The following is a 27,000-nucleotide window of genomic DNA, read 5'->3' as shown; positions in this document are numbered from 1 at the left end:
TCAGATCGGGTAGTGCCGTGAGCCACTCTGGAGGGTAATCCAGCGAAGGTCAGTGAATTCATTAATGGCTGCTTTTCCGCCAAAACGCCCGTATCCGCTAGATTTAACTCCACCAAACGGCATTTGTGCTTCGTCATGTACTGTCGGGCCATTAATGTGACAAATGCCAGACTCGATCTGACGGGCAATATTCATTGCGCGGGAGACATCCTGGCTAAATACTGCCGCACTCAGACCGTATTCGGTATCGTTTGCACAAGCAATGGCTTCTTCATCACTCTTTACTCGGACTATACCGACAATCGGGGCAAAAGATTCGTCGTGATAGATGCGCATACTGGATGTGACGCCATCCACAATCGCTGGCTGCATGAGCGTGTTTTCACACGCAAGAGGTCCGGTAACCAGCTTGCCTCCTTGCTGCACTGCATCTGCTGCCAGTGCTTTTGCGCGGTCGCCAGCACTTGCATCAATCAGTAATCCTAACTGGCTTTGCTCATCTTGTGGCAGGCCGGCTCGGATAGCAGCCGTTCGTTTGGCGAAAGCGGCGACAAAATCATCTGCGATCTTTTCCTGAACGATAATTCTTTCGGTCGACATGCAAATTTGTCCTTGGTTAAAGAATGAACCAAAAACAGCCGCGTTCACCGCTTCTTCAAGATTTGCATCATCAAGAATCACCAGCGGGTTTTTACCGCCCAGCTCCAGTAGTACAGGCTTAAGATACTTGGCACCCAACGCTGCCACGACCTTGCCCACCCGTGTTGATCCGGTAAAATTAATCCGTTTGACACTGGGCGCGGCAATGAGGCGTTCGACAATGGCGGCGGCATCTTCAGGGGCGTTGCTGATGACATTGACGACACCTGGCGGAAAGCCTGCATCATTCAATACTTCACCAATCAGCAAATGCAGGGCAGGGCATAGTTCAGAGCTTTTCAGGATGACCGTGTTGCCGCACGCCAAAGGCATGGCAATGGCCCGCACACCCAAAATGACGGGCGCATTCCAGGGGGCAATGCCAACCACCACGCCACAGGCTTGTCTGACGCCCATTGCCATGTTCCCTGGTACATTCGACGGAATGATTTCACCACAGATCTGAGTCACCATGCTTGCAGCTTCACGCAAGATATTACCGGCGAGCATTGCATTAAAACCGTACCACATTGGTTTCCCGCCTGCTTCCGCTACGCCAAGCGCAATAAAGTCTGGCGTTCTGCTATCAAGCAAGTCTGCCGCTTTCAGCAGTAAGCTGCGACGCTGCGCGGGAGGCATGGCAGCCCACGCTGGAAAAGCCTGGCTTGCGGCGGCAATGGCGGTGTCTACATCTGACAGGCTTGCTGCTGCAGCCGTCGTCGCGATTTCGTTATTTACGGGGCTACGGCGCACGAAAGTGGCCTCAGCATTGGTCTGAATGCCATTGATCAGCAATGGAGCTGTAAACATAAGTGTCTCCTTCCCAAGCGCTTGGAGTCGTCCTGGTATCGGTAATTACTGCTGTTGTTATGTTCTTTTGATGAACTGTCTATGCTGGCGGTATGTCCAGAGAGTGTTCAACGTTGTCTGTGTTTATTTGTTTCGTTTGTAAGATTGCAAGCCCGGTTTCAGGGTTTTGTCATCCAGGAATTGTTTTAGCCCTTCTGCCCGGCCTTTTTCCTGATCACGACCAATGCACTGATCCAGTTTGGCATAGAGGTAATCCTCGTTTTGCTCCCAAGTCAGTTCGCGGCAGCGTTTGAAACCGTTTTTGGCATAACGCAGAACGACCGGGTTCTTTTCTTTTAGTTTTTCTGCGAGTTTGATCACTTCATCCCGCAATTGCGCACGCGGAACGCTCTTGTTGACCAAGCCCATCTGGGTGGCTTCAACGCCATTGAACGGATCACCCGTCATGATGTAATGCAGGGCCGCACGATGACCCATGGTGTCTGCAACTGCTTTGCTGACCAGATTACCTGGCGGAATCCCCCAGTTAATTTCAGACAGACCAAAGATCGCTTCATCCGCTGCAACGGCAAGGTCACATGCCACTAGCGGGGTAAAGGCACCCCCAAAGCACCAACCGTTCACCATGGCGATGGTGGGCTTGTTATAGAAGCGAAGCAGTTTCCATTGCCAGTCACACGCATCACGACGCATGCGTTCCTGAACAATTTCTGGCTGACCATCGGTTTCTCGGAAATATTCTTTCAGATCCATCCCTGCCGTCCAGGATTCCCCCGCTCCGGTCAGTACGACGACTTCTGCATCGTGGTCCAGTTCCAGGGTTTGAAGCACGTCAATCATCTCCCGATTCAAGGTCGGGCTCATGGCGTTACGCTTCTCGGGGCGGTTGAGCACAACCCAGGCAATTCCGTTGTTCACTTCAACTGCGACTGTCTTCCAGCGATCTTGATAATTTGACATACTGACTTCCTCATATTCTGTTAATATCAGGCAACCTGATATGTTTTTTATTCTAATTCGCTTTCTTCAAAAAGTGCAATACCCTTTTGAAGAGGAAAGGAAAAATTTATGAAAGGGCAAAAACCGCAAGGGATAGCCTATCTGATCGGCCGGGCAGACCACATGCTAAGCCGCATCTTGCGTAATCGGCTAAAAAGCAAAAGACTGACGACCAGTCAGTACACCATGCTTTCTATACTGAACACGCACGGCCAAACCTCGAACGCCAAACTGGCCGAACGCTCGCTAATGACGCCCCAATCTGCCAATGAGCAGGTCAAAAACATGGAAGCAGAAGGCTGGATTCAAAGAGCGCCAGACCAAAGCCATGGCCGCATCATCAACCTGGCTTTGACGGAAACCGGCACAGGCTTGCTGGAAGATTGCGATGAGCTGGTGTCAGAACTTGAGGCGAAGATGCTGTCTCACTTTGAACCACAAGACAAAGAGCAGATGCAGCGGCTGCTCAGGCTGCTGATCAAGGGCCTACATGATCTGGATACGCAGTGAAAGATGAGGCATGGACATACGGCAAATAGAATACTTTGTGCGGGTGGCAGAGCTGGGTAGCTTTAGCAAAGCGGCGCTGGTACTCGATGTAGCGCAGTCTGCACTTAGCCGGCAAATTCGCCTGCTTGAGGTAGAGGCCCGTCAAACCCTGCTAAACAGAAATGGACGAGGGGTGACGCTGACTGAGGCTGGGCAAGTTTTGCTAGAACATGGGCGAGGAGTGTTATATCAGCTCCAGCGCACAAAGGAAGAGCTGGATCAGGTGAGGGGGGGACTGGCTGGACGAGTGTGTATCGGTTTACCGCCCAGTTTGTCTAGATCCATGGCTGTGCCGTTGACCCGAGTATTTCAACAACGCTTGCCAGAGGCAACACTGGCGATTTGTGAGGGCTTGTCACACACGCTGCAAGAACAGTTGCGTAATGGGCAGATGGATCTGGCCTTGATGTATAACCCGTCTTCAGCAACAGATATTGACGTGACAATGGTGTGCCGGCAGCCGCTGTTTCTGGTGCAACATAAGTCGCATGACCAGCAGCAGGCGCCCGTCTCGTTAGAATCCCTTTCCAGCATTGGCCTGCTGATGCCGACCAAACCCCATGCTATCCGGATGATCATTGAATCTGCCATGGCGTCCAGAGGGCTGGTTCCCAGAATCAAAATGGAAGTTGACAGTGTGCCTGCCATTCTTGATCTGGTAGTCGAGGAATTTGGTGCGGCCGTCTTGTCAGAATTGGCTGTGGCTAACTATCGCCAGCGCGAAAAGTTAAGGATAAGCCCCATCGGGGAAACCGGTATGTTTAGCCTGTTGACGCTTGGTGTGTGTCGCCATCGCCCGCAAACAAATACCCACAGAGCAGCAGCCCGCATTTTGCTGGAAGTCCTTAAAGAACATATCCCGTTTACCCATACAGAGCTTGCCGCCAGCCTAGAATAACCGTTTTCTGGTTGTGACTATCTCATTTTGAGATATCAGCTAGTGGAAACGCAGGGTATCGGACATCTTTGCCTCTGGAAGATACTGTGTCCATGCAAACAAAATTACCCACACTATTGATGCGTGGCGGCACCTCCCGGGGGCCGTTCTTTAACGCAAATGACCTTCCTTCGGACCCTATCCTAAGAGATAAGGTATTGCTAGCGGTCATGGGGTCTCCGGATGCCCGGCAGATTGATGGCTTGGGTGGCGCGAACCCATTGACCAGTAAAGTCGGGATTGTGTCGCCCGGCTCAGCCGCAGGCATTGATCTGGACTTCTTGTTTGCGCAGATTACCCCCGCAAAAAGCCTGGTGGATACCACCCCTAACTGCGGCAACATGCTGGCGGCAGTTGTGCCTTTTGCGCTGGAAACCGGGATGCTAAAAGCACAAGGCGAAACCAGCACCTATCGGGTTTTTACTCAGAATACGGGGATGGTCTGCGAAATTACGGTGGAAACCCCCGGCAAAAGTCTCAGTTATGAAGGTAATACCCATATTGATGGCGTACCCGGTACTGCTGCGCCGATCACCATCAATTTTCTGGATACAGCCGGGTCTGTATGCCGTGGTTTGTTGCCCACAGGCAACCTGAAAGACAGCGTCTGGCTGGACGGTATCGGCGAGATTGAGGTGACCTGCATTGATAACGGCATGCCGCTGGTGATTCTCAAAGCCTGCGACCTTGGCAAATCCGGCTATGAAACCGTGACTGAGTTAAATGCCGATCCGGAACTCAAAACCAGGCTTGAATCTCTGCGCTTGGCGTGCGGGCATTTGATGGGGCTCGGGGACGTGCAGGATAAAACCTATCCGAAAATGACCCTGATTGCACCACCAAAAGGCGAGGGCAGTATCTCAACGCGCAGCTTTATTCCGCATGTTTGTCACGATGCGATTGGCGTGTTGGCTGCAGTCACCGTTGGCACTGCGTGTGTACTGAAAGGCAGCATCGCAGAGGGCGTTGCCAATCTGCCGGCAGGGCTAGTCAAAACGGTTTCTGTTGAACACCCTAGTGGCGAATTTTCTGTCGAACTGGCCATTGATTCTCAAGATTCGCAGCGGGTCACCCGGGCTGCGCTGATAAGAACCGCTCGTTTAATCATGCAAGGTACAGTCCTGATTCCACAAAGCATTTGGGATGGTCAGTCGGGCAAAGCAGTGGCAACGAGTACACCAAAGTCAGGAGCGCAAAGTGATTATTGATATTCATGGGCATTACACCACGGCACCCAAGCAGTTGGAGGTATGGCGGCAGCAACAGATAGATAACCTGGCAACGCCATCATTGGGCCCCAAAGCATCTGATTTGAAGATTAGCGATGATGAGCTGTATGAAACCATCCAGACAAACCAGCTCCGCTTGATGAAAGAGCGTGGGGCCGACCTGACTATCTTCAGCCCGCGCGCAAGTTTTATGGCGCATCACATTGGCGACTTTAATACCAGTGCAACCTGGGCAGCCATTTGTAATGAGCTGTGCTACCGCGTTAGCCAGTTATTTCCGGATAACTTTATTGGCGCGGCCATGTTGCCGCAAAGCCCGGGTGTCCATCCTGCCACTTGTATTCCTGAGTTGGAAAATTGCGTCAAGCATTTCGGTTTTGTCGGTATCAACCTGAACCCGGATCCATCCGGTGGCCATTGGACACATCCGCCATTATCAGACCGAAGCTGGTATCCATTTTACGAAAAAATGGTCGAATACGATATCCCGGCCATGATTCATGTCTCGACAAGTTGTAACTGTGCATTTCATACGACAGGTGCGCATTACCTGAATGCAGATACAACGGCCTTCATGCAATGTCTGACCAGTGATCTGTTCAAGGATTTCCCTACATTAAGGTTTGTGATTCCGCATGGGGGCGGTGCAGTGCCCTATCACTGGGGCCGATTCCGTGGACTGGCGCAGGAACTCAAAAAGCCATTACTGACTGAACACCTGCTCAACAATATTTACTTTGATACCTGTGTCTATCATCAACCCGGAATTGATCTGCTGACCCGCGTCATCCCGATCAAGAACGTTCTGTTTGCCTCTGAAATGATTGGCGCCGTCAAAGGGATCGACCCGGAAACCGGGCATTACTTTGATGATACAAAACGCTATATCGAGGCTGCCGATTTAAGTACAGAAGAACGTCATCTGATCTATGAGGGAAATGCCAGACGTGTGTATCCACGCCTTGATGCCGCCCTAAAGGCCAAAGGCCGCTGAAGAGGAGCACACCATGACTACATCATTGAATCAATTGGGTATCGTCAAACGTAACATCGTGAGAGCAGACCCTGCTGCGGTTGCCAAGCTCTCCCGGTTTGGGGTGGCGACCATTCACGAGGCCATGGGTCGGGTTGGATTGATGAAACCCTATCTACGCCCGGTGTATGGCGATGCCAAACTCTGTGGAACGGCGGTCACTATTTTGCTCCAGCCCGGGGACAACTGGATGATGCACGTGGCTGCAGAACAACTGCAGCCAGGTGATATTGCCGTTGCCGCCTGTACAACAGATAGTGAAGATGGCTTTTTTGGCGACTTACTGGCAACCAGTTTTATGGCGCGTGGCGCCAAGGGGCTGATTATTGATGGTGGGGTGAGAGATGTGGAGGAGCTTGAACGGATGGGCTTCCCAGTCTTTAGCAGGGCCATCAGCGCCAAAGGGACGATTAAAGCCACATTGGGATCCGTCAATATTCCTGTGATTTGTGCGGGTGCGCTGGTGAATCCGGGAGATGTGGTGATAGCCGACAGGGATGGCGTAGTGGTAGTACCTGCTGCCATCGCTGGTCAAGTGGCCGATGCTGCAGAAGTCAGAGAGAATAATGAGACCCATAAAAGGCAGAAACTGGCAGCAGGCGTACTGGGGCTGGATATGTACAAGATGCGCGAACCATTGGCCACTGCCGGTTTGCAGTATATAGACTGAGGTGATGATATGTCTCGACACTGGATCACGGATGATCTTCACTTTGGCATTATCGGCTATGGAGAAGTCGGCAAGATTCTTTCAGAAGATCTTGTCAGCCAAGGCATAGCTGTCTCTGCATTTGATATTGCATTGCTGGGGAGTGAGCAAAGCCAGGCAATGTTGATGCATGCGGCGCAGCATGGCGTGACACTTTTGCCTGATCTTGCCAGTCTTTGTAAAACGGCCAACTTTTTGATTAGCGCAGTGACAGCGCATCAAGCATTGGAGGTTGCAAGTGCATGTGCCAGTCATGATTTGCAGGGTTGTGCCTATATGGATATCAATTCGGTTTCTCCATCCACCAAAGCAAAATCTGCCGTTTTGCTTGAATCGGCAGGGGCATCGTTTATTGAGGCATCCGTGATGACCAGTGTGCCCCCTTACCGGATTCGTGTGCCCATGCTACTGGGGGGGCTGTTAGCCGAAATCGCGCGACAGAAGTTGGGCGTGCTTGGATTCTCCTGTCGGGTCGCTTCTGACAGACTTGGCGTTGCCTCAGCAACAAAGATGTGCCGAAGCATCATTATTAAGGGCATGGAAGCGCTGATGATTGAAGCGTTGGTAAGCGCACGCCACTATGGTGTTGAAGAAAGCGTTATCGAGTCGCTTTATGAAACTTTCCCCGGGGTTGATTGGGAGAAAGAGTCTACCTATTTTTTCCAGCGGGTGATTCAGCATGGGCGTCGCAGAAGCGAAGAAGTAAGGGAGGCTGCGATCACGGTCAGGGATGTTGGGCTGAATTCTCATCTGGCCAGCGGTACTGCTGAGCGACAAGCGTGGATGGCGGAGCTTGCTGATAAAGGCATCTTTGTATCCCAACATACCGGCGGCCCAGAACAAAACGCGAATTGGCGTCATGCAGCAGACAACATCTTGCAGAGCCTGAGAGAAAGATAAATATGCATTTTACCAAAACATCTGGCTGGCTCGATTGGTGTGCTTCACCAGTCAAACCCGACTTCAAGCTCCCACCCAATGCGGTCGATGCACATTGTCACGTGTTTGGCCCTGGGGACAAGTTTCCTTTCGCACACGAGAGAAAATACACCCCTTGCGATGCAAGTTGGGAGCAACTGTTTGCACTGCGTGATCATTTAGGTTTTGCACGAAATGTCATTGTGCAAGCAACGTGCCATGGATCTGATAATCGCGCACTGGTGGATGCCTTGATACATAGTGAGGGGCGTGCAAGAGGCGTTGCGACGGTCCGGCATGATATAAGCGATGATGAGTTGCAGGTGCTGCACGAGGCAGGTGTGCGCGGGGTGCGGTTTAACTTTGTTAAACGGCTGGTAGATTTTACACCACGAGATGAGCTCAAGCGCATTTCCGAACGGATTGCCAAGTTTGGCTGGCATGTGGTGGTGTATTTCGAAGCAGCAGACTTGCCAGAGCTTTGGGACTTTTTCACAGACTTGCCCACCATCATTGTGGTAGATCATATGGGACGGCCAGATGTTTCAAAAGCGGTTGATGGCCCCGAGTTCCAGTTATTCCTGCGTTTCATGCGTGAAAACCCCAATGTCTGGAGCAAGGTCAGCTGTCCGGAAAGATTGTCGGTGACCGGGCCGAATGCCGTGAATGGCGAACGGGCCGCCTACAGGGATGTCATTCCTTTTGCACGTGAAGTAATCTCGCAATTTCCCGACCGGGTACTGTGGGGCACCGACTGGCCGCATCCAAACTTGAAAGGGCATATGCCTGATGATGGTCTGCTAGTGGATTTTATTCCCTGGATTGCGACCACACCGGCGTTACAACAAAAACTGCTGGTAGATAATCCACTAAGGTTGTACTGGCCAGAAGAGACGGGAGCTTCACCATGCCGCTAGAAAAACCCTATAAAGACATCCCCGGGACAGTCATTTTTGATGCCGAGCAGTCTCGTATAGGCTACTGGCTCAACCAGTTTTGTTATTCACTCATGCAAGCTGAAAATCGTGCGCGCTTCAAAGCCGATGAGCGTGCCTATCTGGATGAATGGCCGATGTCCGAAGCACAAAAAGAAGCGGTTCTTGCCAGAGACCTGAATCAATGTATTGCATTAGGGGGGAATATTTACTTTCTTGCCAGAATCGGGGCAACTGATGGTTTGAGCTTTCAGCAAATAGCCGGCAGCATGACCGGTATGACAGAAGCCGAATACCGGAAAATGATGTTGGCGGGTGGCCGCTCACCAGACGGTAACCGTTATCTGGATGAAAAGCACAATGGCAAGTTAGACGATGCTTCTGATAAACCAATGGACGGAGAATCGCGCTGATGGCTCGCATTACCTCTTCTGTATATACGTCACATGTTCCTGCAATTGGTGCAGCCCTGGATCACGGAAAGCATCAAGACCCATATTGGAGCCCCGTATTTTCAGGCTATGAAAAGAGTAAAGACTGGATAAAGGCTCAAAAGCCTGATGTGATCTTTCTTGTGTATAACGATCATGCCACTGCGTTTAGTCTGGATTTGATCCCGACGTTTGCTATTGGTACCGCAGCCAGTTTTGAACCGGCAGATGAAGGGTGGGGACCACGCCCCGTTCCCGTGGTGCAAGGGCATCCCGAGCTTGCGGCGCATATTGCCCAAAGTGTTATCCAGGAAGACTTTGATCTGACCATCGCTAATCGTATGGTGGTTGATCATGGTTTAACGGTGCCGTTATCTCTAATGTTTGGCGCCTTGGACCCCCAGAAGGACGCCTGGCCATGCAAAGTGATTCCTTTTGCGGTCAATGTGGTGCAATACCCTGTGCCATCTGGCCGGCGCTGCTTCCAACTCGGGCAGGCAATACGGCGAGCTGTTGAATCATTCGACCAGGACCTGAATGTTCAAATTTGGGGAACAGGTGGCATGAGCCACCAGCTGCAAGGGCCAAGAGCCGGCTTGATCAATGCGGCCTGGGATAACGCGTTTCTCGATCAACTGATTGAGGACCCAGCCGCTTTGGCGGCGATGCCGCATATTGATTACGTGCGTGAAGCCGGCTCTGAAGGTATTGAACTGGTCATGTGGCTGATAGCCCGTGGCGCGATGCAGGATGTTGCTGGCGGGAAGAAACCTTTGTTAACGCATCGGTTTTATCACGTACCGGCCTCCAATACCGCAGTAGGGCACCTGATTCTGGAGAACCATCATGAGTAAAACCATCAAGGTCGCATTGGCCGGTACTGGGGCTTTTGGCTTAAAGCATCTGGATGCTTTAAAACTGATCGATGGTGTTGAAGTCATTTCTGTGGTTGGCCGTCGGCTGGATGCAACCCAAGCCGTGGCCGAGAAATATGGTATTCCTCATGTAACCACCCGTCTGGAAGATGCATTGGCGTTGCCCGGATTGGATGCTGTTATCTTATGTACGCCTACTCAGTTGCATGCCGCACAAACACTGCAGTGTCTGGCGGCTGGCAAGCATGTTCAGGTGGAAATCCCGCTGGCTGACAATCTGAAAGATGCAGAAGCCATTGTCGAGTTACAACAGAAGATGGGCCTGGTTGCTATGGTAGGTCATACGCGCCGGTTTAACCCCAGCCATCAGTATGTGCATCGGAAAATCCAGGCTGGCACTTTCAATATCCAGCAAATGGATGTACAGACCTACTTTTTCCGTCGGACCAACATGAATGCCCTAGGGCAGCCCAGAAGCTGGACTGATCATCTCTTGTGGCATCATGCCGCACATACCGTTGACTTGTTTGCCTACCAGGCAAATAGCCGCATCATCAAAGCTAATGCGCTTCAAGGCCCGATTCACCCGGAACTTGGCATTGCGATGGATCTCTCCATTCAGCTCAAGGCGGAGAATGGCGCCATTTGTACGCTGAGCCTCTCATTTAACAATGACGGTCCATTAGGGACATTCTTCCGATACATCGGTGATAGTGCTACCTATATTGCCCGCTATGATGATCTGGTGACTGGTAAGGATGAAAGTATTGATGTCTCAGGTATTGATGTGTCCATGAACGGGATTGAGCTTCAAGACCGGGAATTCATCTCCGCCATTCGGGAAGGTCGACAGCCGAATGCGTCAGTAGCTAGCGTGCTACCTTGTTATCAGGTTTTGCATCAGCTGGAGCAGCAACTACATGATTAGCCCTCATGCCCATGCGGCGGGTAGTGTGACCAGATCTATCGGCCCCTTCCTGGTACCCCCTTTGGGGCTGGGGTGTATGAATCTGAGCCATGCCTATGGTACGCCCCTCGATCCTGCTACTGCAGCGAATTTGCTGCTCTCTGCGCTGGAGGCAGGGGTTACCCTGTTTGATACCGCTGCACTCTATGGGTTTGGTGCGAATGAAACACTACTGGGGAAGGTGCTGTCCCCATATCGCCATCAGATTGTACTGGCCAGCAAGTGCGGCATGACGGGGGTGGATGGCCGACGCGTGATTGACGGTAGGCCTGCTGTACTCACTCAAACCTGTGATCAAGCCCTCAAGCGATTGAATACCGATACGATTGATCTCTATTACTTGCACCGGTGGGATCGTAAAGTTCCCATTGAAGAGAGTGTAGGCGCATTATCCCGTTTGGTGGAGGCGGGCAAAATCCGGGCAATCGGTTTGTCCGAAGTTTCTAGTGCCACAATTCGCCGGGCACATGCCATTCATCCGATTGCCGCTGTGCAGACGGAGTATTCTGTCTGGACGAGAAATGCGGAAATCAGTGTATTGGCAACCTGCCAAGAAATTGGTGCCGCTTTTGTCGCCTTCAGCCCCTTGGGGCGTGGCTATTTGGCGAATGGCCTTTCATCGGTGGCCCACCTGGCGGCACTGCCAGACAATGATATTCGCCATGCAATGCCACGCTTTGCCCCAGATAACTTCTTGGCCAATGAATCATTTCGCAGAGCCTGGGTGTCCATGAGCCTGGAGAAGCGGTGTACACCGGCACAACTGGCGTTGGCCTGGTTGCTGCATCGTTGTCCGCACATTATTCCCATTCCTGGTACAACGTCTGTCCATCATTTGCAGGAAAACTTGGGGGCGTTGTCCTTGCAACTTTCGGAAACTGACATGCAAGCGATAGCGCAGCTTTGTGCAAGTTACCCCATTCATGGCAATCGCTATAACGAATCGACACAATCGGAAATAGATACGGAGTCGTAATGGGTACCTCTTCTGACACTGGATGTCAGAAGAGGCTCAGCACATTTCATTCACAATGGGCTATTCTGCAAGAATAGTCTCAAACAATCCTCGCGCCCATGCCTGTTCAGGTTCATTGGCCCTGGTTTTATCCCACATCATGTTGACATCGAAGTGCGGCAGATCAAACGGAATGGCTGTCTGTACAAAGCTGCCTGAGAGGCACAACTGCACGGCCAGGCGACTAGGGACGGTGGCTATCAGGTCTGATGCCTGAAGGATTTGAGCTACGACCAGAAAGTTCTGGGTTGTCAGCAGAACGCTGGCTTTCTTCCGTTTCAAGAGTCGTTCAATGGCTTGATGCGATCCTGCTGACACAAGTGCATGTCCTGCGCCCAAATAGTCTGCTTTTGTAAGCTGCCGTTTCGACAACGGATGTTCTTTTCTCATCAATACAACATACTGTTCTCTGAACAGAGTCACATGATCAATCTTGTGCGGCATTTTCTCCGGCATCCGCCCAAATACAAAATCCAGCTCATTATTTTCAAGTGCACCAAGGATGCTTTCGTTTGATAGGGACACTACCTTCAAGCTGCAATGGGGGGCATGATGCTGCATTTCCGATATCAGCCTTGGCAGAAATGCCACTTGTGCAAAATCTGTCATATGCAGTTTCAAACTGAAGGTACTGGCCTCTGGTGTGAAAGCAGGGCGTGCGGTGTTTCTTCCTAGCGTGCTTAGCACCAAATGCATGGCTTGGCTCAGGTCAGGATAAATTTTTGAAGCGTATGCAGTTGGTGTCATCCCTTGGCGGGTTTGCACAAATAGTGGGTCATCTAGCAGTAATCTTAGCCTTGAGAGACCATTACTCATTGCGGGCTGTGTGATGTGAAATCTCTCGGCTGCCAGTGTGACACTGCCGGTTTCAAATAGCGCAATGAACATTCGAATCAGATTCAGATCCAGTCTGTTTTCCTGCATGGCTTATTCACTCCGTTTATGTCTGATATCACGCGAATAAATTTTAATAATATCAGGCTACCTGACATAATGGATTAAAAATATGACCACCCATAAAGTGAGGAGACGTGAATGTTCATCAAAAATGCTTGGTATGTCGCAGCAACCAGCGAAGAGATTGCCGAAAAGCCGCTTGCAAGAACGGTTTGCAATCAGAAGCTAGTATTTTTTAGAAATGTAGCAGGGAAGGTTACCGCACTGGAGGATTTTTGTCCCCATCGCGGTGCGCCGCTATCACTGGGTTTTGTCAGAGATGGCAATATCGTCTGTGGTTATCACGGTCTGGCAATCAGTGATCAGGGTAAGTGTGCCGGGATGCCAGGTCAGCGAGTAGGGGGCTTTCCATCCATCAAACGCTTTGCCGTTGAGGAAAAATATGGATTTATCTGGCTTTGGGCTGCAGATGCCGAGACTGCTGATGTGTCCAAATTGCCAGTACTGACATGGGCAGACAGCGATAACTGGGCCTATGGTGGTGGGCTTTATCATATTGGATGTGATTATCGACTCATGATTGATAATCTGATGGATTTGACTCACGAAACCTATGTACATTCCAGCAGCATCGGTCAGCCGGAAATAGAGGACGCACCGCCCCAAACCGTAGTTGAAGGCGATATGGTGGTTACCAGCAGACACATGCACAACATTGCACCGCCGCCATTTTGGGCTAATGCATTGAGGCTCAATGAGCTTGATCCAACTGCATTATGTGACCGTTGGCAAATTTGCCGCTTTACGCCTCCCAGTCACGTCATGATTGAGGTGGGGGTAGCCTATGCAGGAAGAGGTGGCTACGAAGCTGATGACGCTATTAAAGCCAGTAGTGTGGTGGTAGACTTTATTACCCCTGAAACAGACTCGTCGATCTGGTATTTCTGGGGAATGGCGAGAAAATTTAAAGTAAATGATGCAGCGCTCACGGCCACCATCCGCGAAGGACAAGGCCGGATTTTTGCGGAAGACCAGGAAATGCTGGAGTCTCAGCAGCGGAATTTACTGGCAAATCCCGAAAGGAAATTGCTGAAACTGAACATCGACAGTGGTGGTGTCCAGGCGAGGAAGGTCATTGACCGTCTGATTGCAGCTGAGACTAAGTGAGGACGCCATGGACGTCGTGATTGTAGATAAATACTGTGCCGCTGAAGATATCGTATGTCTGACCTTGGCCAGCGCAGACGGTAAGCCATTACCTGCCTTCAGCGCTGGCGCCCATATTGATGTTTTTCTTGGCCCGAATCTGTGCAGGCAATATTCGTTGTGTAACCCGCCATCCAGACACCAAACTTATCAGATAGCAGTGCTACGAGATAAAGCATCAAGAGGTGGTTCAATTAAAGCGCATGCATTAAAGGTTGGTGATGCGCTATCCATCAGTGAACCCCGCAATCTATTTCCAATGTCAGATGGTGCATCCCATTCCATCTTGATTGCGGGTGGCATCGGCATTACCCCGATACTTAGCATGGCAGAGCAATTATCTGCAGAGAACGGCTCTTTTGAACTTCACTATGTGAGTCGTAACCAAAGCCGAGCTGCGTTTTTACCACGCTTGATGACTACTCACCTGGCATCTTATTCCAACTACTATTTTAGTGATCAACCAGAGGGCGATCGATTTGACATTCACAAAGTACTCAAGGATCAGCCCAAAGACGCTCACCTTTATGTATGCGGACCAGCAGGTTTTATCGAGATGGTCATCTCAAGCGCGGTGTCTGCGGGTTGGGATACAGACAAACTTCATCAGGAACATTTTAAACCCGCAAACCCAGTACTGCTTTCCGCCAAGTTCTCTGTCAGATTAACCCGGTCTGGGCAAGTGATTCCGATATCTGCAGAGCAGACTGTCATTCATGCCCTAGCACAGTCCGGTATTGATATTCCAACTTCCTGCGAGCAAGGCGTTTGCGGCACGTGCATGGTCCAGCTGGAAGGTGGAACCCCCATACATCTTGACGCCTACCTGAGCGAGGAAGAAAAAGGCAATGGCTGCTTTTTGCCCTGTGTATCAAGGGGGGTGGGGGAATTGATTCTGGATTATTAGGTGACTGGCTCTTGAACCTTGCCCCTCAATTCTCCATCAGCAGCAGAATGGTTGGTACAAGGTTCAAGATTCAAGCTTTACACTGCTCAAATGCTTTCAAACGGTAGTCCGACATAGTTCTCGGCAATGGTTTGCCGACCGGCAAGCGAGCCGGTGTAATAATCAAAATCACTTTGCTGCATGCGCTGGTCAAAGTTATCGGCATCAGGAAACGTATGCAGTAATTTGGTCATGAACCAGGAGAATCGCTCTGCCTTCCAGATACGGCGAAGCGCCAGTTCAGAATATTTAGGCAGCAGATCGGTTCTGCCTTCCCGATAAACTTTCACCAGAATGCGGAAGAGGTAGCTGACATCCGACGCAGCCAGATTAAGCCCCTTAGCACCTGTTGGCGGGACAATATGCGCTGCATCACCCACCAGAAATAGATTCCCGTATTGCATCGGTTCAACTACATAGCTGCGCAGCGGCGCAATGCTCTTTTCAATGGAAGGTCCCGTCGCCAGTCTGGAAGCTACATCTGCCGGTAGACGCGTCTTGAGTTCTTGCCAGAATCTGTCATCAGACCAATCCTCTACTTTGTCAGACAAAGGGACTTGTAAGTAATAGCGGCTACGAGTGTGAGAGCGTTGGCTGCAGAGTACAAATCCGCGCTCATGCTGGGCATAAATCAGCTCATCACTCACTGGTGGAGTGTCTGACAATAAGCCAAGCCAACCAAACGGGTAGATTCTTTCATAATGCGTGAGAATGTCTGAGGGGATGCTTTGACGGGACACACCATGAAAGCCATCACAGCCCGCAATATAGTCACAGTCTAGTCTTAAATGCTTGCCTTCTTGCTCAAAGGTAATAAAAGGCTTCTCGCCCTTGAGTTCATGGAGTTGAACATGGCTTGCAGAATAAACCGTTAGTGCACCAGACTGGCTTCGCGCATCCATCAAATCACGAGTGACTTCCGTTTGCCCATAAACCATGACCGTTTTCCCCCCCGACAGCTGCTTAAGGTCAATACGTTCTCTGCGCCCGTTATAAATCAGCTCAACGCCTTCATGAATGAGGCCTTCATTTTCCATTCGTAATGACACACCAGCCTCCCGAAGCATGTCGACCATACCCTGTTCAAGAACCCCTGCCCGGATACGGCCGAGTACATATTCGGGTGTCTGTCTTTCCAGAATAATATTGTCAATGCCTGCCTTGGTTAACAGTTGGCCAAGCAATAACCCCGAAGGGCCTGCACCAATGATGGCAACTTTCGTTTTCATGCTTCCTCACTCCTGACATACATCAAAGTTTTAGAAACATATTCTCTAAAGAAACCACGGTGCTATGTAAGGCAATTTTCAGCAAAAAAATAGCACTTTTATAAAGTAGCTGTCTTGACCTTCCCCATCCAGATATCCCGAAAATTAGTTAGTATGACGCGCAAGAAGCTGGGGTCGTCGTTACTGGCGCGGTAGAGGTTACGGTTGGGTCTCAAAGCGAAATTCTGAAACCGGGTGATGCCTATTATTTTGACAGCCGGCTGCCACACAGTTTCAAAAACGTGTTTGAGGGAGAAAGCTCCATCATTAGCGCGGTGACGCCACCCTCGTTCTAGCCGTTAGCATCCAGACCGCAGGTATTTTGCATGAAAGTCGCAGATTGGCTCCTTCAGCCATTCAGGGTTTAACCAGACAGGACATGGGTTCGACGTAGCGCTGAAATGCCAGATAGCATGCAATTGCATTCCAGGACAAGTGTTCTCACGCTAAATGCCCGCATCAACTTTGTCATGGACAATGTTGATCAAGCGCCCCACGGCAAGTGTGGGGACGCTCAACAAGTGCGATACCAGTTTGGTGCGTTGCTTGCCTAGAATTCCGTCACCACGGTCACGCCTGCCACTTCGAATTTGTCCATGTTCATCAGCACCTCAATGGATTGCTCAAGGTTAATGGTCCGGCCTATCAGTTTTTCCGGTTGCAGCTTGCCAGAGGCCAGCATGGCGAACATGGCATCGTAGCGGTGGGCTTGCATGCCATGGCTGCCCAGAATTTCCAGCTCATTGGCAATGACCTTGCTCATGGGGATAGCCGGTGTGCTGTGCTCGCCCAGCATCAGCCCGATCTGGACATGCTTACCGCGTTTGCGCAGGTTGCTGATGGAATTAAAACATGTGATCGGGTGCCCCAGTGCATCCAGAGAGACGTGTGCTCCCCCTTTGGTAATTTCCTGGACGGCTTCCACCACGTTGGCGACGTTGCTGGCATTAATAGTGGCAACCGCTCCCAGTGAACGGGCGAGGCTTAGTTTGTCATCCGAAATATCAATGGCAATGACATTGGCGCCCACCGCATTGGCGATCATGATGGCAGAGAGCCCGACACCGCCACACCCGTGCACGGCTACCCACTGACCGGCTGATGTTTTGCCCTGATCCACAACGGCACGGAACGACGTGACAAACCGGCATCCGAGGCTGGCGGCGGTCGTAAAGTCTAGTGTCTCTGGCAAGGCGACCAGATTGAGATCCGCCAGATGTACTTCTACATACTCGGCAAATGAACCCCAGTGCGTAAAACCCGGCTGGAATTGATGATCACAGACTTGCTGGTTGCCAGAGTGGCACTCGGGGCAGTGGCCACACCCCGCTACAAACGGCACCGTTACCCGGTCGCCCACGCGCCATTTGGTGACTTGTTTGCCTACGGCTTCTACCGTGCCAGAGAATTCATGCCCCGGCACATGCGGAAGTCGGATATCCGGGTCATGTCCTACCCAGCCGTGCCAGTCGCTTCTGCATACACCGGTGGCTTTTACTTTGATGACTACCCCGTGATCAGTAGGTGTCGGGTCTGGTACCTGCATGAGTTGCGGGGCGGTAGAAAATGACTCATAGACAACTGCTTTCATCTTGGGCTCCCTCGTTGAATGATGCTTTTATTATGCAGAATCCCTATGAAATTACCTTTCTATTTTATCTTGTAGAGGCAAGTAATACGGCTTAAGCTTTCGTTTGCCACGTATATTTGAAGGAATCTTTCAGGATGGATGCAATTGATAAGGTAGACATTGCAATCGCAGACCGTTTGCAACAGGATGGACGCTTATCCAATGCCAAACTCGCAGAGCAACTCTCCATGAGTGAAGCCTCTTGCTGGCGGCGTCAAAAACGCCTGGAAGAGTCTGGGGTGATAGAGGGATATCAGGCGGTGCTGAACCGCCGCAAGCTCGGGATCGGGGTCATGGCGTTTGTGCAGATTGTCTGTACACAACATAGCGAAGAGGTCACCGCAGCCTTTGAGAAGATCATACAGGTGTGTCCCAACGTATTGGCCTGCCACAACACCACAGGAGAAGCTGACTTTTTATTGCAGGTGGTAGCCCGGGATCTGGATGACTATAGCCGGTTTGTCGAGAAAGTGCTGCGCAAGTTGCCGGGTGTGTTAAGCATCCGCACCAATATCTCGCTGCGGGAAATGAAAATGACCAACAAGCTACCCATCACGGACTTTGTGAATGCATGACCGGAGATGAAAAAGCAGTTGAGTCCAGCTGGCGAGTGCAAAATGCCCGTATTCAAGGCGGCCATCTTTTGTGCGGCAGCCAATAAACCAACGCCCTGACGCAGCGATGCATCAGGGCGGAAGGCCGAGGGCGCAGAAAGAGGCAAGCACTTAAAAACAAACGACTGTGATCCGGATGTTTCAGGGCTTGCCTTTTGTGCCAGCGTTTAACCGGAGATACCGGCTACCCGGGCGCGGGCTATGTGCAGTTTTTTGTAGCTGTCGATCAGGCGCTGATGTCTGTCCAGACCTTCCAGCTTCATGCTGGTGGGGGTCAGACCAAAGAATCGGACACTGCCTTCAACAGAACCGATCACGGCATCCATGCGCTCATTGCCAAACATGCGACGGAAATTGGTCTCGTAGTGTTCCAGTTCCAGCTCGTCGTCCAGCAACACTTCCAGCACCACATCCATGGCCTGATAGAACAAGACACGATCAACCGTGTTGTCGTTGTATTGCAGGAAGGCTTCTACCCGTTCTTTCGCCTCTTCGAATTGCCGCAGGGCGAGGTTGATCAGCAGTTTCAATTCCAGAATGGTCAGCTGACCCCAGACGGTATTTTCATCAAACTCGATGCCGATCAGGGTGATGATGTTGGTGTAGTCGTCCTCTTCGCTGTCTTCCAGACGTTCCAGCAGGGCAGCCAGCGCGTCGTCATCCAGGCGATGCAGGTTCAGGATGTCCTCACGGAATTGCAGTGCTTTGTTCGTGTTATCCCAGACCAGATCTTCCACCGGATAGACTTCCGAATAGTCCGGTACCAGAATGCGGCAGGCTGTTGCCCCCAGCTGGTCGTACACGGCCATGTACACTTCTTTGCCCATGCCTTCGAGAATGCCTAACAGCGTGGCGGCTTCATCCGCGTTAGAGTTTTCACCCTGACCGGAGAAATCCCATTCCACAAATTCGTAATCTGCTTTGGCACTAAAGAAGCGCCATGACACCACACCGCTAGAGTCGATGAAGTGTTCGACAAAGTTGTTCGGCTCTGTAACGGCATTACTCTCGAAGGTAGGGCGAGGCAAGTCGTTCAGGCCTTCAAAACTGCGACCTTGCAGCAACTCGGTCAGGCTGCGTTCTAGTGCGACTTCCAGGCTTGGGTGTGCGCCAAACGAGGCAAACACACCGCCGGTACGCGGGTTCATCAGCGTAACGCACATGACCGGAAATTCACCACCCAGCGATGCATCCTTGACCAGCACCGGAAAGCCTTGCTCTTCCAGCCCCTGAATGCCGGCGACAATGCCAGGGTATTTGGCCAGGACTTCTGCCGGTACATCCGGCAATGCAATTTCGCCCTCCAGGATTTCGCGCTTGACCGCACGCTCGAAAATTTCTGACAGACATTGCACCTGTGCTTCTGCCAGCGTATTGCCGGCGCTCATGCCGTTGCTCAGGTACAGGTTATCGATCAGATTGGTGGGGAAGTACACCACCTCGCCGTCTGACTGGCGCACATACGGTAGTGCACAGATGCCGCGTTCGGTATTGCCGGAGTTGGTATCAAACAAATGGGAGGCACGCAGCTCGCCATCCGGGTTGTAAATCTCCAGACAATATTCGTCCAGAAGTCCGGCAGGCAGTGCGTCTTTTCGGCCCGGCTTGAACCAGCGCTCTTCCGGGTAGTGCACGAACGGTGCGTTGCCGATGTCCTCTCCCCAATACTGGTCGTTGTAGAAGTGATTGCAGCTCAGGCGTTCGATATATTCGCCCAGTGCCGATGCCAGCGCGCTTTCCTTGGTGGAGCCCTTGCCGTTGGTAAAGCACATCGGGGAGTGCGCATCGCGGATGTGCAGTGACCAGACATTGGGCACCAGGTTGCGCCAGGAGGCGATTTCGATCTTGATGCCCAGCGCAGCCAGCACCGCCGACATATTGGCAATGGTTTGCTCCAGCGGCAGATCCTTGCCCGGGATAAAGGTGCTGGTGTGGGTATCCGGATTCACCGTCAATAGTGCCTGGGCGTCTGCATCCAGGTTTTCAACTTCTTCAATGATGAATTCCGGCCCGGTCTGCACTACCTTTTTCACCGTGCAACGGTCGATAGAACGCAGAATGCCTTCACGGTCTTTGGCGGAGATGTCTTCCGGCAGCTCGACCTGAATCTTGAAAATCTGTTTGTAGCGGTTTTCCGGATCGACAATATTGTTCTGCGACAGGCGTATGTTCTCGGTCGGGATATTGCGGGTGCTGCAATACAACTTCACGAAGTAAGCTGCACACAGGGCTGACGAGGCCAGAAAGTAATCAAACGGTCCTGGTGCAGAGCCATCGCCCTTGTAACGGATGGGCTGATCGGCAATGACCGTGAAATCGTCGAACTTGGCTTCCAGACGAAGCTTGTCGAGAAAGTTGACCTTGATTTCCATGAGAGAACTCCAAAATAGCGCTAAAAATAATTGACTTCCCCGGCCTTCTACGACACCGGGTAAAGCGCTAAGCGCTGATTGGCGTTGCTCGAATGCGATCTGGGGTTGCTCCCCCAAGGCCGAATAGCGGAATTATGATGGCAAATCCGAATGTAATCAAACATCGCGGGCTATGCACTCTTGTTATTTGCGTATCCGGCAACGGGAGCGCAGCGGGTGAAGTCATTTGGCTGCCGTGCTGCCTTTGGCCGTTTGCATGTAGTCCGCTATCTCGATCTTGCCCTCTGACCTGAGCCCGTTTTCTACCCCCTGAAAGTCTTGCTGGCTGCGGTTCTGGCTGAGTTTGAACTTGCCCTTGATCTCGTCAATGGCAATTTCAATGCCGATGATGGCCTTCATTTGTGTCTCGATGTAATCCACTGGCGCATCTGTAATGTGCCAGGGGTCGGCACGGCCAGATTCCTGCTGGTTGCTCAGTCGCCCGATTTGCTGGTACACCCAGTCTTGGTCATCCACCACCCGGATTTTTCCTTTTACCTGAATCATGGTGTAGTTCCAGGTTGGCACTTGTTTGCCATTTTCCTTTTTGCTGGGGTACCAGCCGGGGGTGACATAGGCGTCTGGCCCGTAGAAGACCACCAGTACTTCACAGCCGGTCCGGAACGCGGCCAGCTGCGGGTTCGCCCTGGCGATATGTGCCTGCAGCGTTTGCCCGGACTCATGCTGAACCAGTAAAAAGGGGACGGCGTTTGCTTCAAGTCCGTTGACCGAGGTAAAAATCGTCCCCAAGGGGAAGTGACTGATCAGGGAGCGGAGAGTGTCAGGGTCATCCTGACGGAAAGAGGCGGGACAATACATATTTTCTCTCTGGCAGATAGGAAAGGTTGGTGTCTGTGTAGTATCTTGTGTTTGACTGGTTTGTAGAAGTGCCGGTTTTATGAAATATTACTGGTCCAGTTTGGGACCGCTTTGCAGCGCAAAGACCGTGTAAAAGTCACGGTATGGACAGAGGCGTGGTAGGCAAGCGCCTGTCTACCCAAAAGGCAACACCATGAAATTTAAAGATATCCATAGCGTGCTCAAGACTCAGATACTGAACGGGGTTTATCCGGTACATTTGCCATCCACGCGTTATCTGGCGGGGGAGCTGGGGGTATCCAGAACGACGGTGTCGCTGGTCTTTGAACAACTGGCTGCAGAAGGGTACATCGAGCTAAAACAAGGCGCGCGCGCAAAAGTGGCCGGAGAGTTTTCCCTAAAGCCGGATGACAAGCGGGGCGGGGTGGCCTCAATACCATCCGTTGACCGCTTACCCCGTTTGTCCGGGATGGGTGAACAGCTCAGTCAGTTGTCCATGGACATGAAATACCGGCTTGAGCCTGTCCTGTATGACTTTTCTTACGGCGATATTGCCAAGGCGAATTTCCCGACTAGGCACTGGCGACAGTCGCTGCATGCTGCGATGTCATCTTCGCCCTTCACATATGATTATCAGGACCCTGCCGGCTTGGCCGTGTTAAGGAATGCGCTTCAAGGGTATTTGTGGCGCGCCAGAGGCGTCAATTGTGACCCTGACCAGATCATCATCACGTCAGGGACTCAGCAAGCACTGGATATTGTGGCGCGGCTGTTTTTGGACCGGCAGCGCAGGGTTGCACTTGAAGATCCTTGCTACAAGATGGCAAAAAATCTGTTTGCCGCTTCCATGGCAGAGCTGATCCATATCCCGGTGGATGAACAGGGTCTGATGGTGGATCACCTGGACACCATCAAGGCAGATCTCGTGTATGTCACCCCCTCGCATCAGTTTCCGCTGGGGGGAACGCTGCCGATTGAGCGACGGATGAAACTGATCGACTGGGCCAGACAGCATGGCAGCCTGATCATCGAAGATGACTACGATGGCGAATACCGGTACGACATGAAGCCGATCTCGCCATTGTTTAACTTCAGTGATGCCGACAATGTGATGTATATCAGCTCGGTGTCCAAAATTCTGGCGCCCGTCATCCGGCTGGGTTTTATGGTGGTACCCAAAGGGCTGGTGGATGTTGCCAGAAAGGCCAAGGCATTGCTGGACCGGCAGAGCGGGGTCTTTGAACAAATTGCCTTGAGCCACTTTATATCGAATGGCCATTATGAGCGGCATATCCGGCAGTCCCGCAAGCATTTTGCAGATATCCGGCGTCGTCTGCTCAGCGGGTTGACAGACGTACTGGGTAACGACATCCGCATTTCCGGCTCCGCCGCGGGGCTGCACATTGTGGTGTGGTTTAACCGGATTCCCAAACGGGACGAAGCCGGATTTGTAGCCTATTTGCGCAGCCACAGTGTCGGCATCTATCCGGTATCTGGCTTGTTTACCCAGCATCAGACCACAGATTGCGCCGGCTTCGTGATGGGCTACAGCAGTATTCATGCCGACCTGATCCATCCAGGGCTGATCAGATTACAGGCGTTGTATCGGGCGTTTGTTGAGCCGTCAAATAGATGATTTTTACCCTGATAGTCTGACAAGCCTGGAATTTAGGGCCATCATTTTTACCGCAGCGATGGTAGGGACGAGAATATTGTTCTTGATGACTAGTCCTTAGGGGCTTTGGGCATAACCCCACCCGGACACAATGGTGTCACTGATTTACTCTGGAGGAATGGGCTACTATACTCAACGAATGCAGTTTGTCTTGAACTTCCCACCGTTGGAGGTACAGATAAATGAGTAATGATTCGATGTATCACGCCGGGATGCGGAAGCTTCAGGACATACGTGACACTCGCCGCATCGCAGACCGGCTGGAACAAGTGATTGTGCATGGCACTTTCACCGAGAGCGATCGTGAATTCATCCATAAGTGTCCCATGGTGTTTGTCGCAACTGCGGACGCAGAGGGTAAGCCGGATTGCTCTTATAAAGGGGGCTTGCCCGGGTTTGTGCGTGTGCTGGATGACAAGACCCTTGTGCTGCCCGATTATGACGGCAATGGCATGTACCGGTCTTGGGGAAACCTTGTTGTAAACCCGCATATCGGACTGCTCTTCATTGATTTTGAACATCAGAGCCGTCTTCGGGTTAACGGAACTGCCGTGATCAGTGACGATGATCCTGTGCGTTCAGAATATCCTGGTTCGGTCTTTATCGTACGAATGACAGTAGATAAGATCTTTCCGGCTTGCCCGCGATATATTCACAAAATGCATTTGGCCGAGCTTTCCGTCTATGTACCCCAGGCAAACTACTCGCCGCCTGTGCCCGCCTGGAAGACTTTCGATGATTTTCGCGATGCCTTGCCTGAGCGTGATCAGGTGGCTGATGACTAGTCTGTGAGCATTACTCTGAGCAAATCAATTTTGCTTCAATTAGGTTATAGCTGCGTTGAACAGCAGCCTGTTTCATGCACATAGAGAGTAATTCTTGCAATGGCAAAGGTCGGCCAAACAGATATCCCTGATAACTACGGCAGCCATGAAGATTCAGAAATTGCAGTTGATCTTCTGTTTCTACCCCTTCTGCAAGTACATTCAGATTTAATGCGTTACCTAGCGCCAGGACCGAACGGACAATGGCTGCATCGTTCTGGTCACTCATGACGCCCTGAACAAACGATTTATCAATTTTCAGTTGGTCTATTGGGAGTTTTTTCAGGTACGCAAGGGAAGAATAACCCGTACCAAAATCATCCAGTGCAAAGCGCACACCGTGATGGCGTAAGGGCAGCATTTTCGTGCTACTGCTTTCTATATCGTCTAATAATCCGCTTTCAGTAAGCTCTAATAACAGACGATGTGGTGGCGCATCAGTTGCGTCGAGTATGTCTTGTACTTGTTGGGTAAAGTCAGGCTGACGTAATTGCTTGGCGCTTACATTGACCGACAGGCTAAAGGAAGGCATGCCGGGTTGTTGGCTAAACTTTTTCAGGAGTTTGCAGCTCTGTAGCAGCACCCAGTTTCCTATGGGCAGAATCAAACCGGTTTCTTCAGCCAGCGGGATGAACTGGTCAGGCGGCATCAGCCCCAAGGTAGGGTGCTGCCACCTGAGCAGAACTTCCGCACCGTAGATGTTTCCTGCGTGATCTACCTGTGGCTGATACATTAAAACCAGTTGCTCATCCGAAATCGCCTGTCGAAGTGCCGCTTCCAGGCTGGCTCGCTCACTTAGTGACTTTTGCATTTGCGGATCAAAGAAATGGACGGTATTTCTTCCGGCAGACTTGGCGCTGTATAGCGCAAGATCCGCACGCTTCATGAGCTCTTCACTGTTATGCTGTCCATCGGCAAACATGGTAATACCTATGCTGGGTGTGGCATGGTAATTATGGCCTGCCAAGTCATAAGGAATATTCAGAGACAGGCGAATGCGTTCTCCCAAACGCTGCGCAAGTGATGCAGCTTCATCACGATATTTGCTCAGTTTGGGTAACAGCACCACAAACTCATCCCCCCCGAGACGAGCGACGGTATCAATTTCACGGACACATTGGTTTAGCCGCTTTGCAACCTCCTGCAGCAGCAAGTCCCCCATGTCATGGCCAAGCGTATCGTTGAGTGTTTTGAAGTTGTCCAGGTCGATGAACAATAATGCACCTTCATTGCCTCTGCGCCCGGCGCTTCTCGTTGCTTTTTCCAAATGTTCCAGCAACAGACGCCGATTTGGCAATCGGGTTAAAGGATCGTAAAAAGCCAGATTGCGGATTTCATCCTCATCATGTTTACGTTGCGTGATGTCGGTTAACGTTGCCACATAGTGGCTGATGTGATTCTGTGCGTTTTTAACCGCTGTGATGGTGAGCCATTCTGGATAAATGTCGCCATTCTTGCGGCGGTTCCAGATTTCACCACTCCAATTGTTGCAACGATGTAGTTGCTGCCACATTTCTTGATAGAACTCAGGCGGATGCTTGCCTGAACTTAACAGGTGCGGTGTTTGACCGATTGCTTCATCCTCACTGTAACCGGTGATCTTGCAGAATGCCTGGTTGACACGAAGGATCGTATTATCGGCATCCGTCACGAAAATGCCTTCTTGTGATTCAAATGCGGCAGCGGCAATGCGTAGCTGCTCTGCATCCCGCTGGCGGATGATTTCAAGTTTCTCAAAGCGCAGGTAGTACACGCTGGAGAGGCTGATCAGCAGTAGCAAAATACTGCCGACCACCAACACCACTAATTTGGCTTCGCGTTGCCAGTTGGCCAATATTTGCTGACGGTCCTGTCTCACGACAATGATGAACGGGTAATTGCGAGAGGCGCGGTAAGCAATCAGGAGCTGCATCCCTTCGGGTTGCGTTTCAAAATAGCTACCCGTTTCACTTTGCAGCAGGCTGTTACGCAGCATTGGGTTGTACACAATGCCTGCTGGCTGACTGCCATTACGGATCAAGAGGCCGCCATCGTAACGCAGCAGATCTACCTGCCCTTGATCGGCTGTCAGGTGAGTGTTGTAAAAGTTCAGAAAGTAATCCGTGTTAAGTGCCGCTACTACTGTGTGCCAGCTGCCATCTTTCTGAGGGCTATCCAGTAACAGGGGAATAAAATTCAGATCACTATTTGCAGGGTGTGTTTGGGTTTTGTGATCGGCAAAGTCTCGTCCTGTGAACAGTGGCCCACTGCGTAGAACAGACACCGGCGTTGTGCTTTGGGGTATGAAGACACGCCGATCCAGCTTTATGCCAATGTTTTCAGCATTGGAGCTTTGGTAGATGCGGTCGCCGGGGTCGGCAAAGGAAATCGAACGTAGATAGGGTGCTTGTTGCAAGTAGAATGGCAGGCGCACGGCGGCGATTGGGTCACTAGCTGCCAGGGTGAGGGTTCTCTCTACGACGGTGAGGCTTTGCGTCAGGTGGTCTTCTATCGCACGTGTGGTTAGATTCGCCAGTGCAACCTGCCGCTCAAGCGTGTCATTGTGCAACCGCCACAAGATCGAACCTGTAGCGGTAATAACGGTGGTCAGCACAAGTAGCACTGCTGTCAGAAAGACGGTGCGATGGGTTCTTCGTGAAGCCGATGAGCGGTGGAATCCAGAAC

At 51.4% G+C, this 27,000-nt stretch carries 24 protein-coding genes and 1 pseudogene; 17 read left to right on the top strand and 8 right to left on the bottom strand.

The features are described 5' to 3' along the window. Both F552_RS0106715 and F552_RS0106710 read right to left on the bottom strand, forming a co-directional pair. On the bottom strand, positions 1 to 1,449 hold the full coding sequence (locus F552_RS0106715) for an aldehyde dehydrogenase (RefSeq protein ID WP_018150966.1): 1,449 nt from the start codon (positions 1,447 to 1,449) through the stop codon (positions 1 to 3). A 123-nt stretch (positions 1,450 to 1,572) separates the two neighbouring features. Beyond that, entirely contained in the window at positions 1,573 to 2,409 is an 837-nt protein-coding gene (locus F552_RS0106710) for a p-hydroxycinnamoyl CoA hydratase/lyase (RefSeq protein WP_018150965.1), read from the bottom strand. A 108-nt stretch (positions 2,410 to 2,517) separates the two neighbouring features. On the opposite strand from F552_RS0106710, the gene F552_RS0106705 reads away from it, so the two are divergent. The 11 genes from F552_RS0106705 to F552_RS0106655 all read left to right on the top strand — a co-directional run bounded on the left by F552_RS0106705 (position 2,518) and on the right by F552_RS0106655 (position 12,007). After that, positions 2,518 to 2,958 carry a MarR family winged helix-turn-helix transcriptional regulator gene (locus tag F552_RS0106705; RefSeq protein ID WP_018150964.1) on the top strand — a complete coding sequence of 147 codons (441 nt, stop codon included), beginning with the start codon at positions 2,518 to 2,520 and terminating at the stop codon, positions 2,956 to 2,958. A 10-nt stretch (positions 2,959 to 2,968) separates the two neighbouring features. Further along, positions 2,969 to 3,895: a LysR family transcriptional regulator gene (locus F552_RS18670; protein ID WP_051078269.1), complete on the top strand. Its 927-nt coding sequence runs from the start codon at positions 2,969 to 2,971 to the stop codon at positions 3,893 to 3,895. 92 nt (positions 3,896 to 3,987) lie between these two features. Next, a complete protein-coding gene (locus F552_RS18665) occupies positions 3,988 to 5,142 on the top strand; it encodes a 4-oxalomesaconate tautomerase (RefSeq protein ID WP_051078268.1) in 1,155 nt (384 codons plus the stop codon). Continuing rightward, positions 5,132 to 6,157 (top strand): amidohydrolase family protein, encoded by a 1,026-nt coding sequence (locus F552_RS0106690; RefSeq protein ID WP_018150961.1) that lies wholly within the window; start codon positions 5,132 to 5,134, stop codon positions 6,155 to 6,157. The genes F552_RS18665 and F552_RS0106690 overlap by 11 nt, the downstream gene beginning before the upstream one ends. A gap of 13 nt (positions 6,158 to 6,170) precedes the next feature. Then, positions 6,171 to 6,866 (top strand): 4-carboxy-4-hydroxy-2-oxoadipate aldolase/oxaloacetate decarboxylase, encoded by a 696-nt coding sequence (gene ligK, locus F552_RS0106685; RefSeq protein WP_018150960.1) that lies wholly within the window; start codon positions 6,171 to 6,173, stop codon positions 6,864 to 6,866. A 9-nt stretch (positions 6,867 to 6,875) separates the two neighbouring features. Further along, a complete protein-coding gene (locus tag F552_RS0106680) occupies positions 6,876 to 7,805 on the top strand; it encodes an NAD(P)-dependent oxidoreductase (protein ID WP_018150959.1) in 930 nt (309 codons plus the stop codon). Beyond that, positions 7,757 to 8,740: an amidohydrolase family protein gene (locus F552_RS0106675; RefSeq protein WP_245546666.1), complete on the top strand. Its 984-nt coding sequence runs from the start codon at positions 7,757 to 7,759 to the stop codon at positions 8,738 to 8,740. The genes F552_RS0106680 and F552_RS0106675 overlap by 49 nt, the downstream gene beginning before the upstream one ends. Further along, positions 8,731 to 9,171, top strand: coding sequence for a protocatechuate 4,5-dioxygenase subunit alpha (gene ligA / locus F552_RS0106670; protein ID WP_018150957.1), 441 nt, complete (start codon positions 8,731 to 8,733; stop codon positions 9,169 to 9,171). The genes F552_RS0106675 and ligA overlap by 10 nt, the downstream gene beginning before the upstream one ends. Further along, positions 9,171 to 10,043 (top strand): class III extradiol dioxygenase subunit beta, encoded by an 873-nt coding sequence (locus F552_RS0106665; RefSeq protein ID WP_018150956.1) that lies wholly within the window; start codon positions 9,171 to 9,173, stop codon positions 10,041 to 10,043. Before ligA ends, F552_RS0106665 begins: the two co-directional genes overlap by 1 nt. After that, a complete protein-coding gene (locus F552_RS0106660) occupies positions 10,036 to 10,992 on the top strand; it encodes a Gfo/Idh/MocA family oxidoreductase (RefSeq protein ID WP_018150955.1) in 957 nt (318 codons plus the stop codon). The genes F552_RS0106665 and F552_RS0106660 overlap by 8 nt, the downstream gene beginning before the upstream one ends. Continuing rightward, entirely contained in the window at positions 10,985 to 12,007 is a 1,023-nt protein-coding gene (locus tag F552_RS0106655) for an aldo/keto reductase (protein ID WP_018150954.1), read from the top strand. The genes F552_RS0106660 and F552_RS0106655 overlap by 8 nt, the downstream gene beginning before the upstream one ends. A gap of 60 nt (positions 12,008 to 12,067) precedes the next feature. On the opposite strand, the gene F552_RS0106650 is transcribed toward F552_RS0106655, so the two are convergent. After that, positions 12,068 to 12,970, bottom strand: a complete 903-nt coding sequence (locus F552_RS0106650) for a LysR family transcriptional regulator (RefSeq protein WP_018150953.1) — start codon at positions 12,968 to 12,970, stop codon at positions 12,068 to 12,070. Positions 12,971 to 13,081: 111 nt separating this feature from the next. Here F552_RS0106650 and F552_RS0106645 point away from each other — a divergent pair, with 111 nt between their 5' ends. Then, positions 13,082 to 14,110, top strand: coding sequence for a Rieske 2Fe-2S domain-containing protein (locus F552_RS0106645; protein ID WP_018150952.1), 1,029 nt, complete (start codon positions 13,082 to 13,084; stop codon positions 14,108 to 14,110). Positions 14,111 to 14,117: 7 nt separating this feature from the next. After that, positions 14,118 to 15,056, top strand: a complete 939-nt coding sequence (locus F552_RS0106640; protein ID WP_018150951.1) for a PDR/VanB family oxidoreductase — start codon at positions 14,118 to 14,120, stop codon at positions 15,054 to 15,056. Positions 15,057 to 15,142: 86 nt separating this feature from the next. Here F552_RS0106640 and pobA read toward each other — a convergent pair whose 3' ends face one another. Further along, entirely contained in the window at positions 15,143 to 16,324 is a 1,182-nt protein-coding gene (gene pobA, locus F552_RS0106635; protein ID WP_018150950.1) for a 4-hydroxybenzoate 3-monooxygenase, read from the bottom strand. Positions 16,325 to 16,497: 173 nt separating this feature from the next. Between pobA and F552_RS21075 the strand changes: the two are divergent. Further along, positions 16,498 to 16,659: pseudogene (locus F552_RS21075) on the top strand (cupin domain-containing protein); the annotation flags it as partial. 254 nt (positions 16,660 to 16,913) lie between these two features. Here F552_RS21075 and F552_RS0106625 read toward each other — a convergent pair. Further along, positions 16,914 to 17,954: a zinc-dependent alcohol dehydrogenase family protein gene (locus F552_RS0106625; protein WP_018150948.1), complete on the bottom strand. Its 1,041-nt coding sequence runs from the start codon at positions 17,952 to 17,954 to the stop codon at positions 16,914 to 16,916. Between the two features lie 134 nt (positions 17,955 to 18,088). Here F552_RS0106625 and F552_RS0106620 point away from each other — a divergent pair, with 134 nt between their 5' ends. After that, a complete protein-coding gene (locus F552_RS0106620; RefSeq protein WP_018150947.1) occupies positions 18,089 to 18,568 on the top strand; it encodes an Lrp/AsnC family transcriptional regulator in 480 nt (159 codons plus the stop codon). A gap of 206 nt (positions 18,569 to 18,774) precedes the next feature. Here the strand turns inward: F552_RS0106620 and F552_RS0106615 are convergent, their stop codons facing one another. Further along, entirely contained in the window at positions 18,775 to 20,979 is a 2,205-nt protein-coding gene (locus F552_RS0106615; RefSeq protein ID WP_018150946.1) for an OsmC domain/YcaO domain-containing protein, read from the bottom strand. Positions 20,980 to 21,201: 222 nt separating this feature from the next. Continuing rightward, a complete protein-coding gene (locus F552_RS0106610) occupies positions 21,202 to 21,837 on the bottom strand; it encodes an FMN-binding negative transcriptional regulator (protein ID WP_018150945.1) in 636 nt (211 codons plus the stop codon). Positions 21,838 to 22,030: 193 nt separating this feature from the next. Here F552_RS0106610 and pdxR point away from each other — a divergent pair, with 193 nt between their 5' ends. Together pdxR and F552_RS0106600 are read left to right on the top strand one after the other, a co-directional pair. Next, the gene (gene pdxR, locus F552_RS0106605) at positions 22,031 to 23,473 is read left to right on the top strand and encodes a MocR-like pyridoxine biosynthesis transcription factor PdxR (protein ID WP_018150944.1); all 1,443 of its coding nucleotides are present in this window, start codon (positions 22,031 to 22,033) and stop codon (positions 23,471 to 23,473) included. Between the two features lie 221 nt (positions 23,474 to 23,694). Beyond that, positions 23,695 to 24,297 (top strand): pyridoxamine 5'-phosphate oxidase family protein, encoded by a 603-nt coding sequence (locus F552_RS0106600; RefSeq protein WP_156802250.1) that lies wholly within the window; start codon positions 23,695 to 23,697, stop codon positions 24,295 to 24,297. Between the two features lie 10 nt (positions 24,298 to 24,307). Here the strand turns inward: F552_RS0106600 and F552_RS18660 are convergent, their stop codons facing one another. Continuing rightward, positions 24,308 to 26,929 carry a bifunctional diguanylate cyclase/phosphodiesterase gene (locus tag F552_RS18660; RefSeq protein ID WP_018150942.1) on the bottom strand — a complete coding sequence of 874 codons (2,622 nt, stop codon included), beginning with the start codon at positions 26,927 to 26,929 and terminating at the stop codon, positions 24,308 to 24,310. Positions 26,930 to 27,000 lie beyond the last annotated feature (71 nt).

This window comes from Leeia oryzae DSM 17879 (assembly GCF_000376945.1).
Taxonomy (GTDB): Bacteria; Pseudomonadota; Gammaproteobacteria; order Burkholderiales; family Leeiaceae; genus Leeia; species Leeia oryzae.
This window is presented reverse-complemented; position numbering and strand designations above follow the sequence as displayed.